Origin of the sequence: Demequina sp. TMPB413, assembly GCF_020447105.2 — a bacterium.
Classification (GTDB): Bacteria; Actinomycetota; Actinomycetes; order Actinomycetales; family Demequinaceae; genus Demequina.
Window position 1 is genome coordinate 262680 of the sequence record NZ_CP096184.1, and the last position, 15062, is coordinate 277741.

General features: G+C 64.0%; 7 protein-coding genes. All 7 read left to right on the top strand.

Translation table 11 applies throughout. From position 1 onward, the window contains the following. Positions 1–5 precede the first annotated feature (5 nt). The 7 genes from LGT36_RS01230 to istB all read left to right on the top strand — a co-directional run bounded on the left by LGT36_RS01230 (position 6) and on the right by istB (position 14986). On the top strand, positions 6–7628 hold the full coding sequence (locus LGT36_RS01230; RefSeq protein WP_226264661.1) for an RHS repeat-associated core domain-containing protein: 7623 nt from the start codon (positions 6–8) through the stop codon (positions 7626–7628). A gap of 547 nt (positions 7629–8175) precedes the next feature. Further along, positions 8176–9915, top strand: coding sequence for a glycohydrolase toxin TNT-related protein (locus tag LGT36_RS01235; RefSeq protein WP_248642140.1), 1740 nt, complete (start codon positions 8176–8178; stop codon positions 9913–9915). After that, the gene (locus LGT36_RS01240; protein ID WP_226094597.1) at positions 9912–10223 is read left to right on the top strand and encodes a hypothetical protein; all 312 of its coding nucleotides are present in this window, start codon (positions 9912–9914) and stop codon (positions 10221–10223) included. Before LGT36_RS01235 ends, LGT36_RS01240 begins: the two co-directional genes overlap by 4 nt. 68 nt (positions 10224–10291) lie before the next feature. Beyond that, the gene (locus LGT36_RS01245; protein ID WP_248642141.1) at positions 10292–11821 is read left to right on the top strand and encodes an RHS repeat-associated core domain-containing protein; all 1530 of its coding nucleotides are present in this window, start codon (positions 10292–10294) and stop codon (positions 11819–11821) included. A gap of 689 nt (positions 11822–12510) precedes the next feature. Further along, entirely contained in the window at positions 12511–12759 is a 249-nt protein-coding gene (locus LGT36_RS01250) for a hypothetical protein (protein WP_226094574.1), read from the top strand. 65 nt (positions 12760–12824) lie between these two features. Next, the gene (locus LGT36_RS01255) at positions 12825–14150 is read left to right on the top strand and encodes an IS21 family transposase (RefSeq protein ID WP_248642030.1); all 1326 of its coding nucleotides are present in this window, start codon (positions 12825–12827) and stop codon (positions 14148–14150) included. Continuing rightward, positions 14147–14986 (top strand): IS21-like element helper ATPase IstB, encoded by an 840-nt coding sequence (gene istB / locus LGT36_RS01260; protein ID WP_248642028.1) that lies wholly within the window; start codon positions 14147–14149, stop codon positions 14984–14986. The genes LGT36_RS01255 and istB overlap by 4 nt, the downstream gene beginning before the upstream one ends. The last annotated feature ends 76 nt before the right edge of the window (positions 14987–15062 follow it).

Sequence of the window (15062 nt, forward strand, 5' to 3'; positions counted from 1 at the left end):
GGAACATGAACAGGCAGCAGCACGGGCTGTGGTGGACGGCACCGGCAGCCGGATTGACCGCCGTTCTGATGGTGGTGACAGGCGTGCCAGCGGGCGCGGTGGTGACGCCCGAGCCCACGCCTACGGTGGAGCCTTCTGCCTCGCCTGAGCCTTCGCCAGGTCCGTCTACGGGACCATCAACGGGCGCGTCACGTGACGATGTGTTCGAAGTCCCCGCTACGGGCGACGTGCAGCCCGATGCGGCGACAGACGAGGTCCCGGTAGGCGGCGCTGTTGGTCCCGACGGTGCGCCATTGGTGATGGACGGCGTGGTCGAGCCTGCGAGTGACGGTGCGCCTTCGGTGGGTTCAACGCCCGTTCCCGAGCCTTCTGGCGCTGAATCTGAAGCCGCCGTGGGAGCCTTCGGCGCAGCCGACGTCATCATCCCGACGGCCTCCGACGAGCAACTGACCGTCGTTGCCTCGCACACGCTTGATGACCTAGTAAATGCCGCAGCGAGTGCGACGATCGGTCAGGGCGACTCGATCGTTGTTGGAGCGGCGGTGGCGCCGGTGAGCGATCTGGCGGAGGCGGTCTATGGCGCCGAGCACGGTGGTTTCGCGGCGTCGAGCAGGCCCGATCTCGTGGTGAAGAGTCTGCCACGCGCCGCTGAGGGCGACTCCGTAACCGTGGAAGTGACCCCTCAACTGGTCGACGGCACGATCCCTGGCGCCGCCTTCGCGGCGGCGGTCTCGCTGGATGAGAAGTTCGGCGCGTCGTGGATCGACGTTGCGTTTGATGCGTCGGGTTTTGCGAACGCGTACGGAGGTGACTACGGCGACCGACTTGAACTCATGGTGTTGCCGGAGTGTGCCCTCACCACGCCCGAAGTGCGTGGCTGCTTGGTAGGAGTCCCCTTGGAGACTCGTCATGCGGTTGATGGGGTGCTGCGGGCCTACGTGCCCGCCGATGCGTTGGACATCTTGGCGGTTCAGGGACGCATGGGGGCGACCCGCCTTGTCGACCTCGGCACGGGGGAACTCACTTCCGGAATGCCTACCACCGCCGGTGTGCGCACGGCCGTGGTCGGTGGCGGCACGATCATCGCCGCAGTGTCCGGAGCCGATTCGCAGGCAGGCTCGTTCAAGGCGACCGACTTGGCCCCGCGAGGAACGTGGGGCGTGACCGAGCCAGCGGGCGGCTTCACGTACTCGATTCCCGTTGCCACCCCTCCTGTGTCGGCAGGCGCCTCGCCGTCGGTGTCGCTCAACTACTCATCTCAAGCCACTGATGGCAAGACATCGGCTTCCAACAGCCAGGCTGGCGTGGTCGGCGAAGGTTGGTCAGCGCCGCTGAACTACATTGAGCGGCTCTACAAGCCTTGTACCGAAGACGGCGGGACTACGCCCCAGCTGTGCTGGGACTCTCCATACTCGAATGCTCCCGGTGAGGCAGCGTATGTGATGTCGCTCCAGGGTTCCGTACAGGAGCTGGCGTACGAGTCTTCGACTGCGACGACGGCCACCTACCGGGCAGTGTCGGATCCCACGCTCAAGGTGACGCGATTCTTTGGCACGGCGGGCCGTGCGGGTAACGGCGACAACGACGGCGAGTACTTCAGAGTCGAGACCAATGACGGCGGTGTATACTACTTCGGCTACAACCCCGGCGGCACGTCCGAGCCTGTGAACTCGATCGCGTGGGAGCCGGTATGGGCGAACAACACCGGGGAACCCGGCTTCGCCGGGTCAAATGTGGTGACCGACAACCAGGCGTACCGTTTCATGCTTGACCTGAGCGTGGACTCAATCGGCAATGCAACCACCTACTCATACGCGACGGACACCAACAAGTACACCGCGTCGGGCGTCACCAAGACGTATGTGCGCGACATTCAGTTGTCTCGCATCGAATACGGCCAGCAGTTCGACTCGAGCGCAGGCACCGTCGATGCGCCGGAAGCGAAGGTTGAGTTCGACCTGGTGAACCGCTGTGTGGAGGGTGCGCAATTCCGGGACGACCTTTCTGCTGGCGTTGACGTCTCTGGGGCGTGTGCAGAGCAGCCCAGTGCGGCGAATGCCGCGTCGTACCCTGACGTGCCGGTAGACCTCATGTGCACCGGCACTTCGTGCAACCCGAACCAGAGCACCCCTACCTACTTCTCGACGGTGCGTCTGAACCAGATCAACACCTTTGCGCGGGATGCGGCTGGCGATTGGGTGCCGGTGGAGACCACACAACTGATCACGGCGTTCCCCACCACTGCGGATGGTTCGGCCCGGTCGCTGTGGCTTGACTCGGTCTACACGCGGGGTTGGGGCGACCCCGCGATTTCGGATGACGACGCTGATACCTTCCTCACCAAGTTCTCGGGTGTCAGGCTCAACAACCGGGTGGACTGGGACATGACGGTCGCAGCCAACGCGGTGCCGCAGCGGCCGATGGACCGGATGCGCATCTCTAGCGTGTTCACCGATCTGGGTGGGCGTATTGACGTCACATACGCTCAGAAGAACAAGCCCGAGACGCTCACGGGAACTTTGTCGACGACTCTGTGCCCTCAAGCGGGCAAGGATGGTGCCGATTACGCGGCGTGGCTTGCCGCTAACCCACTCACCAAGACGAACTCTTCGACGAACAGTCAGTTGTGTTTTGCTGTGAAGTCGGGGGCAACCACCAGCGTTTATCACAACTATGTGGTAACCAAGGTGGCGCTTGTGGACCTGGTCGGCGGTCAGCCGACGGAGACTCACTCGTATGCATACGGCGGCGCGCCCTTTTATGCGCGGGCCACATCACTTCTGTACGCCGTAGGGAGCACTTACGACACGTCGACGTTCAGTTCGTACCGCGGCTTCGAAGTCATCAGTTCGCACATGGGGGACGGAGCGTCATCGCGGACGACGACCAACCAGTACTTCCGTGGCACCGACGTCATGATGTGGTCGTTCAAAGAGCACCAACACTTCGACAGCAACCGGCTTCAGGGCCGTCTCCTTTCGAGCGAGGTGACGACGGGATCGGGATCAGACTGGGCCAGGGTGTCCCTCACGGAGCACTACTACGACATGACCCAACTTCCCAACCCGCCGCAGTTCGAACGAGCTGACGTCACCTTCGAGCGATTCCCGCACGTCGTTGATCTGACGTGGAGCGTGACAGAGGAGCCTGTAGGAGACATGGTCAACGTCACGGAAGTGGGACGGGACTACGATCCCGTCACCTTCGTCCCCACCCGGGTCTCAACAATGAGTTGGCTTGAGTCCTACGCGATGATGACCCAGGTTCAGGGTTCGCTCGAGATGCAGTGCTCTGCGACCGACTACGCCTCGAGCGCCTCGCCCTACATGGTGGTGCCGGTGGACTCCCGCACCTACGACGGCGGGTGTGGAGGCCAGGCGATGACCGGTCGCGTGCAGATTGGCTATGACGGTGGAACTCCGGGTTCCACGTCGCAGTCCCTCGCTTCGGGTCTGGTGACGGAAGAACGCTCCTACTCAACTGCAACGGAGTTCGCCACCGCCAAGGCTGAGTACGACGCCCGCGGCCGCATCGTGAAGGCATGGATGCCGAACGAGGTGGGCAATACGAGCCCCACCGTGACCTGGGCGTATGGCCAGGATGCGGCGCAGCCCGAACTCTGGACCACGACCGTTACTCGCGCCTTGGGCGCCACGTCGACCATTTGGAGCGAACGCGGCCACGGCAACACCGTCAAGGTGCAAGGCGCCACAGCCAAGGACTGGACTCACTACCAGTACGACTCACTGGGTCTGATGACCGCTGGGTGGGCGGCCGCGCAGTGGGGACAGCCTGGCACGCCCAGCCTCGCGGCGGACACTCCCACTGTGATGTACCGGTACGACATCTACGCTGACGGGCCGACGCTGCGCTCCACGCCAGCGGTGGTCACCACGGCTCCGTTCGTGGGAGATACGGGCACGTCGTTCCCCGCTCACGCTCTGACCGGCTCAACTCGCAGGAGTATGACGTTCCTGGACGGCTTTGGTCGTTCTATCGAGCAGCACGCGGTGGCGCCTGATGGTTCGGGCGGCCGTACCGTCACTGCCACCCGCTACAACGATTTGGGTCAGGTGGCTTGGTCATCGTCTGCGTTCGCGGCGGCCGGTTCGATGACGGTGCTCGATCCGTCGGGGGCGACGATGCTGGTCAACCCCGCGCTCGCGGACCTGGCCACTGCCACGGGCTACACGTACGACGCGCGGGGCCGAAGCGCGGCAACTACGTCGCTCACCTATGGCGCGCCGCTCACAGTGGACGGTCAGCCGGTGATGACCACGTACGCATACTCGGGGCTCACCAGCACGGTGACCGCCCCGAACGGAGCGACGACCACGACAACGACCGACGTGCTCGGCCGTCCCCTCACCAAGGTGATCGGTGCGGACTCGGCGCACTCAGGTGAGGCGTCGCAGACGACTACCTACGAGTACTCGACCCTGACTGCGGTGGAGACGCTGGGCTTCCAGCAGGTGACGGTGACGGATACCGAGGGTGAGGCTACGGTGTTTGAGTCGAATCTTGCTGGCCAGCGCACGCGGATGGTGGATCCGAATGCGGGTACCACGACGTATGCGTATGACGCCAATGGGCAGACGACGCAGGTGACGTCGCCTGCGGGCACGATCACGATGGGTTATGACGTGTTGGGTCGGATGGTGTCGCGCACGACGGGCGGGTCTTCGAGTGCCACGTGGGACTACGTGGAGCCTGGTGAGGCGGATGCGGCGACGGATTTGGGGTTGTTGAGGTCGTCGTCGTCGACGACGCATACGTCGTTGGGTGATCTGACGACGGTGACGTCGACGACGTATGACGATCTGCATCGTCCGGTGTCGTCGACGGTGACGTTGCCGTCGTCTCCTGCGGGTTCGCCTGATCTGTTGGGAGAGCTCTCGGGAGTGTCGTATGAGACGACGGCGGGCTACGACGCGATCGGTCAACCGGTGGTCACAGGGTTGCCGGCGATGGGTGGCCTGGGCGCGGAGACGGTGACGACGGGTTACCGGTTGGCGGGCTCGGCGGAGACGTTGACGCTCAGCTCGGGTGGTCTGTCGACTCCTTTGGTGACTGGGGTGGGGTATTCGGGCACTGGTCAGTTGGTGTCGCGCGCCTATGGCAACGGGGTCTCGCGGGACTATGTGTGGGATGTGGCGACGCGGGCGCTGACGGGTTTGTCGGCGTCGTTCGTGACGGACGAGTCCGGGTCGTCGCAGACGGCGTTTGTGCAGAAGGATTCGTTTACCAGGGATGTGATGGGACGCATCACGACGTCGGTCAATGAGGTCCCGGTGGCGGATGGCACGGCTGCTGATGGTCAGGTCACGGCGGAGTGTTTCGCGTATGACGGGTTTAACCGTTTGTCGGGTGCGTGGACGGTGGCCGGCACCGGTGGTGCGTCGTGTGGTGCGGAGGCTCCGGCCGATGCTGTGGCTTCCGGTTGGGATGCGTCGACCACGGCGTATGCGGCTGAGTGGTCGTATTCGACGGGTGGGCGTATCACTGAGTTGGTCAAGGGCGTGGGCGACGATGCGGTGACGAACACGTATGCGTATGAGGATGCTGCTCATCCGGCTGCGGTGACGCAGGTGGTCTCGGATGAGCCCGAGATGATCGCCGAGTTGCCCATCATTGTTGAGGGCGTGTCGGATGACTTTGAGTCGAACTCTTACTCCGGTGGCACGGGCACGCGTTGGTCGGGGGACTGGGTGGAGACCCAGGATGACGACTCTGCCACGGATGACATGGGCCTGGTGTTTGTGGGCAACGGGATGTTGCATCTGGCCGGTTCCGGTGTGGACTTCGGGGCGCCGGGGGTGTCACGCACTGTCGATGTGACGGGCGCGGTCTCGGGGGCTTTGAACCTGGGGGTGTTGTCGGGGGACAACACGTTGAACTCGGGTGACATCCTCACGGTGAGGGTCACTGCGGATGGTGACCCGGCCCGGGTGGTCACGCAGGACCTGTCGGGTGGGTCTGATTATCCGAAGGTTGAGGACGAGTTGGCTCCTCCTGCTGCGGTGACGGAAACGGTGGATGTGTCGGGCCTGTTGCCGGCGTCGTCTTTGGAAGTGTCGTTGTTCATTGATGAGGGCGATGGGGAGAACAACACGACGTCGACGGGGGAGATGTTCCTGATTCAGGATGTCTCGGTGGACTTGGCCGGTGCTGAGAGTGCCTCCGCGCGGGCTTCGACGGCGACGGGTCCTGATGGTTTCGTCTATGACGCTGCGGGTCGGATGGTCTCTCGTGACGTGGACGGTGTGGCCACGAGCTTGACCTGGGATATGACGAGTTCGTTGGTGGAGTCTGACGGTCAGGGCGGGCATGTGGTCTACGCCTACGACGCGGGTGGGCAAAGGGTGCTGCAGGCGCGGGTTGCCGACGCTGATGGGCCGGGCAGTGCGACGGGGTATGTGGCGTCGGGGCAGGTTCACGACGCGAACACTGCTACCGCTGGTGGAGTGACTGCGACCAGGTACTACACGTTTGCTGGTTCCACGGTGGCGGTGCGTACCGACAACGGTGACCTGTCGTTGATGTTGGGGGACGAGCAGGGGTCCACCAACGTGATGATGCCCGTCACCGTCCAAGAGACGGACGGTAAGTTGGCGTCGGCGACGCTGGCCGACGTGGAGGCGGTGACTCGCACCGCCTACACCCCCTATGGGGAGTTGCGTGGTGGGGACAATCTGGCGGTGGATCGGGGTTGGTTGGGTCAAGTCGAAGACCGTGTCTCTGCTGACGGTGTGTCGGGGACCGGGCTGACGTATTTGAACGCCCGCTACTACGACCCGGCGCTCGGCCGGTTCCTGTCACCGGACCCGTTGATGAATCCGGGAGACCCCAGAACGTTGGACCCGTACCGTTACGCCGAGAACAACCCGGTGGTGTTCACCGATGCGAGCGGTCTTCGTTCGACGTGTGCGTCGTCTGCAAGCAAGGAAATGTCGTGCGCGGGAAGCGCCGCGAACAAGGGTGTCGACTACGTGACTGGCAGCACCAAGGTTGTTCACACGCGGGCGCCCATCGTGCCGCCGGTCCAACCAAGGCAACCGAAGCAATGGCCAACGTTCACGCCCGCGCAGGCGGGGCCTGACATTGGGGAAGCGTCGAGCTATTTTGACACATATGCGAGTGACTACTTCTCGCAGGACCAGCTTAGTGCGATGGACACGATGGCGCCGGACGCGCAATCAATGTACGCGCGCATGTGGGCGGCCCTGTCTGCAACGCAGATCGAGTATCTGAAGAAGTATCCGGACAAATCAGGCCTGATCAATGCAGCGGTGAACACAGCGGCCATGAACTACATTGACGCTGAGATTTCCGACGCCGGCGCCACTAACGTATGGATCGTGCATTATTCGATGTGGCGCGAGGGGTATGGCGAAGCCGTCGATCAGGCACCATTGCAGGGTCTGCGGTGGGCTTCCGAGGCGTACGTTGAGACCGCAAAACTCACATGGTACGGGCGCGGAACCGGACAAGCGCTTGTGAGACAGGCTTGGACGGCGTCGGATATTCGGGCTGGCATGAACCTAGGAAATATCCTCTTCGACGGTTACGATCTGGGAGAAGTCGATGATTTCGAGTTCGACTTTGACCCCAAGAATGGAATGGGATAGCGATGCCACGGCTATGGGCGGTGCTGGCCGTTCTTCTTCTGTCCTCGTGCGACGCCGGCGATCCTTCCCCGGTGATCCGGAGTTGGTCGTGCGACGCAGAAGGCGCCCTCGCGCCGGACTCGGCGACCGAGTGTTGGAGCATTGAGGGCGCCTATGATTCGGCTCGAACGGCACTGGACGCAGCCCTAAGCGCGCCCGGTGCGGCAGAAGAGTTGAACGCGCTCGGGACGGTTGACGTAGCAGCCGTAACGTGTCCTCGTCCATCGCTTGATTCGTCGGCACTCGCCTTCGATTTCCTTTGCGAGGTGGCTGTTCTAGACCCGAATGGTGCAGAGAAGGGATACCTGACCGTTTCGCAGCTTTACGACCAAACAGATCTTGCAGACCTTGAACAGGGCCAGAGCATCAACGGCTTTGTACTGAGTTTTGTGCCGAGGCCCGTTTCCGGTAATTGAGTTTCTCGGGCGCGAGCCCACCACCTACTGGTGTTTGAGGGACTGCGGAAAGTGCGTGCGACTCCTTGACCCGAAGCATGGCTCGGTGACCAATGGCGGCGGCGACTGGCGTGACGGAGTCGGTGGATGTGTCGGCCCTGTTGCCGGCGTCGTCGTTGGAAGTGTCGTTGTTCATTGATGAGGGCGACGGGACGGGTAACACGTCGTCGCCGGGGGAGATGTTCCTGATTCAGGATCTCTCGGTGGACTTGGCTGGTGCGCCTGCGCCGGCTCCGACGGCGACGGGTCCTGATGGTTTCGTCTATGACGCTGCGGGTCGGATGGTCTCGCGCACGGTGGATGGTGTGGCCACGGCTCTGTCGTGGGATGTGACGAGTTCTTTGGTGGAGTCGAACGGTCAGGGCGGGCATGTGGTCTACGCCTATGACGCGGGTGGGCAACGGGTGGTGCAGGTGCGGGTGGCCGACGCTGATGGGCCGGGTAGTGCGACGGCGTATGTAGCGTCGGGGCAGGTTCACGACGCTGACACGGCCACGGTGGGGCACGTGTCGGCGACGAGGTTCTACACGTTCGCCGGTTCCACTGTTGCGGTGCGCACCGATCATGATGATCAGCTCGCGCTGATGCTCGGGGATGAGCAGGGCTCCACGTCGGTGATGATGCCCGTGACCGTCACCGCTAGTGGCACTTTGGCGTCGGCGACACTGGCCGACGCCGCCGCCGTGACCCGCACCGCCTACACACCGTACGGGGAACTGCGTGGTGGGGACAATCTGGCGGTGGACAGGGGCTGGTTGGGCCAAGTCGAAGACCGCATCTCCGCTGACGGTGCTTCGGGCACGGGTCTCACGTATCTGAACGCCCGCTACTACGACCCGGCACTCGGCCGGTTCCTCTCACCAGACCCGCTCATGAACCCGGGGGACCCGCGCACGTTGGACCCCTACCGGTACGCGGACAACAACCCCGTCGTTTTTGTGGACGTGACTGGCCTCAGCCCGTGTGGTTCGTGGCTGGACCGAGTATGGATGGGCATGCTGGGTAGTTCTTGTGGGTCTTCCCCGGATGGCGCCACGTACACCGGTGCCGTGGCGACGGGTGTCGCGAGCGGGGGCGAGCAGTGGAAGAACGACCAGTTGCGGGTGTTCACGCCTGCTGGTGGGCAGCAGCTGGCGTCGGACGTCATGCAGTATGGAGCGCAAGCACCGGCAGTATGGACAACCCAGTCTGTCCTGAACTCAGGCCAGCAGCTTGCTAGTGCCACCGAGTCGTTCGTGGGGGCGCAACGCTACGACAGTCCCGCGATGGCGAGCAACGCAGCAGAGAGCGCGACGCCTCTCGTCCTAGACGGCACGAGAAACTACGTCTCGACAATGTATGGGGCGGCGGGCGTTTCATTCAGCGCATTAGGACCCACGACCACCAGCGTCTTCGCCCCAAAGCCAACGTCGCCTAGTGCTGCGTCGAAGAATGCGCCGCAGCCTAATCGTTCCCCGGGAACCGATTTGGTTCCGTACAAGCCATGGCCGAGCAACGATGGATTCTTCGGCCGTCCCCGGGTCACGGTCCTGCGGCCAGGGACTGTTATCGACCGGTACGGATCCGGCATGGGGACGTTTGCGTCGCCTGCCGGTACGCCATTCAACTCGCGGGGCCTGCCATCTACACGCGCGCTCGACCCGCGCATGACTTTCGTCGTGCAAAGGCGTACTGTCGTGAGAGCGGGAGTTGCAGCACCTTGGCAGGGTTCGGCGGGCGGCGGGGTCCAATACAAGTTGCCCGCCAGCGTCAATAGCCTGGTGAGGTCGGGGCACCTTAGGATCTATAGATGACGCAGGTTGATCGGGACGCGGCACTGATGCGAGTCGCCGACGCGAAGTTGTCGGCGATGGGCTTGGCGCGCGATTCCTACTTCGTTGGATCACCAAGGGACGAGAGACCCGGCCTGCTCCTCCGGGACGGCGTCTGGACGGCAGGCTACTTCGAGAGGGGTGGCTTCAGCGCGAGTTTCGCAGATCGAGATATGGAGCGCATGCTCGAGCGGTTCGTCCGCTGGGTGGAGGCGGAGCAAGCATTCACGCGGGCGGCGGTACAGATGAGCGAGCGTCAAGACGAGCGCCGCTCCCAGGATGGCCCCTAGGCGCCGCAGGACGAGCGGCGAGCCGAACGGCGGGGAAGGCTCGATGAAGCTCCTGTCCCGTCCATGGCATGGCGCTTGTCACGACCACTACGGACCCGTTGGGGACGGCCGCGTTCAAGATGATCCGTCTTGGCTCGGCACACTCAGGCGAGGTGGCGCAGACTCCGGACGACGAGTACTCGACACTGATCGCGTTGAGCGGTTGGCCCTCCAGCAGGCCACTGGACCGTTCGGGCCCGGTGCAGGCGCGGGTGGCCGACGCTGATGGGCCGGGTAGTGCGACGGCGTATGTGGCGTCGGGGCAGGTTCACGACGCTGACACCGCCACCGTGGGGGACGTATCGGCGACTAGGTACTACACGTTCGCTGGTTCCACCGTTGCGGTGCGTACTGATGATGGTCAGCTGGCTCTGATGTTGGGGGATGAGCAGGGTTCCACGTCGGTGATGATGCCCGTGACCGTCACCGCTAGTGGCACTTTGGCGTCGGCGACACTGGCCGACGCCGCCGCCGTGACCCGCACCGCCTACACACCGTACGGGGAACTGCGTGGTGGGGACAATCTGGCGGTTGATCGGGGCTGGTTGGGTCAAGTCGAAGACCGCATCTCCGCTGACGGTGCTTCGGGCACGGGTCTCACGTATCTGAACGCCCGCTACTACGACCCGGCACTCGGCCGGTTCCTGTCGCCGGACTCGCTCATGGACCCGGGGGACCCGCGCACGTTGGACCCCTACCGGTACGCGGACAACAACCCCGTCGTTTTTGTGGACGTGACTGGCCTCAGCCCGTGTGGTTCGTGGCTGGACCGAGTATGGATGGGCATGCTGGGTAGTTCTTGTGGGTCTTCCCCGGATGGCGCCACGTACACCGGTGCCGTGGCGACGGGTGTCGCGAGCGGGGGCGAGCAGTGGAAGAACGACCAGTTGCGGGTGTTCACGCCTGCTGGTGGGCAGCAACTGGCGTCGGACGTCATGCAGTATGGAGCCCAAGCACCTGCGGTATGGACAACCCAGTCTGTCCTGAACTCAGGCCAGCAGCTTGCTACTACCACCGAGTCGTTCGTGGGTGCGCAACGCTACGACAGTCCCGCGATGGCGAGCAACGCAGCAGAAAGCGCGACGCCTCTTGTGCTTGATGGCACGAGAAACTACGTCTCGACAATGTATGGGGCGGCGGGCGTGTCCTTCAGTGGGCTGGGCCCGGTGGCTTCCACGACGCAATGGGCGCCATCGGCTTACAGTCCGGCAGGCTTGAAAGCGCGCGCATTCACTCAAGGCGGAACTCACACCAATTCCGTCGTTATCGGGAGAAACATGGACTGGGTCCGCGAGAAGGCGTTGGAGCTCAACGCCGGCATCTACACGGGCACGCCAATTCCCGCATTCGCACGGAAATTGATGGTACGCGTGACGCCGACTTTGCTCAAGAGGATCGATCTGGCCCACAACAGGGCCTGGATCAACGCTCAGATGGCGGCGCAGCGCACAATCTACGATGTCGGTTCACGACCAGGGACAAACCCAGGGCCGTCGCCGGCGTACGCCATGGAGCGCTACCAAACTCGCAACTACTCTGGATCCATGAGGTATAAGTGATGTTACGATTCCGGATGGTAGGTCGGTCTGGATGGATCCTCCGGAAGCCCATTTACCAGGTCGAGGAGTCGGTGGCAGGCTCCTCGGAGTGGGCCCCGGTTGGTGAGCTCGATGGTCAGGGCGTTTCCGAAGCGATGGACCCGAATGACTTCGATCGAGACCGCTCGTGGGCTGTCGCCGCCGCGTTTGAGGCTTTCAAAGCTGGGGACTCCAGATGGGTGTACCCGGGCCATGGCCCGCTGGATGAGCCGCCAGCCGAGTGAAGCATTCGAGGCGCCGAGGGTTGACCGGCGGCGTCATCATGGGTTTCAAGCACGCTGCACCCTGCGCCGAACCTTTGGGTCCTCGAAGGGGGAGAAGTCCGCGACGTAGAGCAAGCTATCCGAGCGTCGTCGAGTGACGGGCGCGGTCTCGGGGGCCTTGAACCTGGGGGTGTTGTCGGGGGACAACACGTTGAACTCGGGTGACATCATCACGGTGAAGTTCACTGCGGATGGTGACCCGGCCCGGGTGGTCACACAGACCCTGTCGGGTGGGTCCGACTATCCGAAGGCTGAGGACGAGTTGGTGCCACCTGCTGCGGTGACGGAGTCGGTGGATGTGCCATCCCTGTTGCCGGCGTCGTCGCTCGAGGTGTCGTTGTTCATTGATGAGGGCGATGGGGAGAACAACACGACGTCGTCGGGGAGATGTTCATCATTCAAGATCTGTCGGTGGACTTGGCCGGTGCTCCTCCGTCTGCGTCGGCTTCGACGGTGACGGGTCTGGATGGTTTCGTCTATGACGCTGCGGGTCGGATGATCTCTCGTGACGTGGACGGTGTGGCCACGGCTCTGTCGTGGGATGTGACGAGTTCTTTGGTGGAGTTGACGGCGCTCACTGAAATTCCTCAGTTCTGCTCACTGAAATTCCCCACTCCGGGTCGCTTCCGCACATAGAAGCGGGCCTTCCTCGATGCTGATGGTCTTCGACCACACACCAGCTCGAGAAAGGCCCTGCTCCTATGCTTTCAGAGGAGGACGACGTGGACATCCACGCGCTCAAACGCCAGGGGATGACGATCAGTGAGATCGCCCGGCGCACCGATCACGACCGCAAGACAATCCGCGCCTATCTGGCTGGCCAACGCACCCCAGGAGTGCGTCACCGTGCCGCCCCGGATCTGTTCGACGCGTTCATCGCCTACGTCACCGCCCGTCTGAGCGAGGACCCGCATCTGTGGGCGGTGACGCTGCTGGACGAGCTCGTGCCACTGGGCTTCGAAGGGTCGTATCAGACCTTGACTCGCCAGATCCGGGACCGGAGTTTGCGGCCGGCCTGCACGGCCTGCGCGCATGTGACCAAGCGGCCCAACGCGATCATCGTCCACCCGCCGGGTGAGGAGACGCAGTTCGACTGGGTCGAGTTGCCCGACGCCCCGGCCGACTGGGCGTTCCCAACCAAACGCGCCTACGTCCTCGTGGGTTCGCTCGCGCACTCGGGGGTTTGGCGGGCGGTGATCTCCCCGTCGATGGACCTGCCCCACCTGCTGGCCGCGATGACGGTGCTGCTGGGCCTGCTGGGCGGCGTGACGAAGACGTGGCGGTTCGACCGGATGAGCACCGTGCTGAAGGCGGGGACGAGTGATCTGACACCAATGTTCGCCGCGTTCTCCAAGCACCACGCGGTCAGCGTCGTCGCTTGCCGGCCCCGGTCGGGCAACCGCAAGGGCGTGGTCGAGAAGAACAACCACACCGCCGCCCAGCGTTGGTGGCGCAACCTTGCGGACGATGTCACCCTTGAGCAAGCGCAGCAACGCCTGACCGCGTTCGCCCAAGGGCAGGACGGTCGACGCCGTGAGGGACGCGACGGGTCCACGACGGCCGCAGTCATGTTCGCTGCGGAACGGCTGAGCCCGTTGCCACCGATGCTGTTCCCGGTGGTGGTGACCGAGGAGCGCACCGCGACACGGCAGGCGCTGATCGATTGGCGCGGGAACCGGTACTCGGTCCCGCCGGAACTGGCTGCGGCCCGCGTCATCGTCCATCAACGCCTCGGTGCGGCCACCATCGATATCGGGACCATCTCCGGCGTGGTGCTGGCACGGCACCAGGTTGCCGAGCCGGGGCTGGGGGTCACGATCCGCGACAGCAGACACGTCACCGCCCTGGAGACCATCGCCCTGGCCGCTGCGCCTCCAGGCCGCCCGCACCGGAAGAAGGAACGCATCCCACCGGGCACCGCGGCCCGCCGCGCCGCCATGGCGCTCACTAGCGCCACCGAACCCACCACCGTGATCAGCCTGGCCGCCTACGAGACGGCCGCGAAGAACAGGAACACCCTCCAATGAACACACCACTCACCACCGCTTCCACCCTGACGGCGACGACGGCCGCGACGCCGGCGAGCGTGTTTCAGCAACTACGCGGCCACCTCACCGAACTGAAACTCGACGACGCCGCCGACGCCCTGCCCCGCGTCCTGGACCAAGCCCAAGCCGAGGGCTGGTCGCTGACTCACACCCTCGAGCGCCTGCTCGCCATCGAGGTCACCGCGACCGACGCCAGACGCCTGGCCGGCCGGTTCCGCTTCGCGAACCTACCCACCGGTGCGACCCTTGCCGACTTCGACCTCGACGCCGCCTCCGGCATCGACAGCAACCTCCTGACCGAGCTTGGCACCTGCCGCTACCTCGACACCGCAACCAACGTGCTCCTGATCGGCCCTCCCGGAGTCGGGAAAACCCACATCGCGACCGGCCTCGGCCATGCGGCTGTGACGGCCGGTTATCGCACCTACTTCACCTCCGCCGCCGACCTCGCCGCCCGCTGCCACCGCGCCGCGATCGAGGGCAAATGGGGCACCATGATGCGGTTCTTCGCCGGACCCACACTGCTCGTGATCGACGAGCTGGGCTACCTGCCGTTGCCCGCCGAGGCCGCGTCAGCACTGTTCCAGGTCATCAACCAGCGTTACCTGAAAACGTCGATCGTGATCACCACGAACCGGCCCGTCGGCGCCTGGGGCGAGATCCTCGGCGACACCACCGTCGCCGCCGCGATGCTCGACCGACTCCTACACCGATCCGTCGTCGTCACCCTCGACGGAGGCTCCTACCGGCTCCGCAACCACGCCGCCGCAGCCGACGAACTACGCCGCGTCACAACCGGCACAAACTTCCGCTAACCTGACCCCGCGACCTGGGGAACTTCGCCGAGCAAGACTGGGGAATTTCGCTGAGCGCCGTCAGAGTCGGACGGTC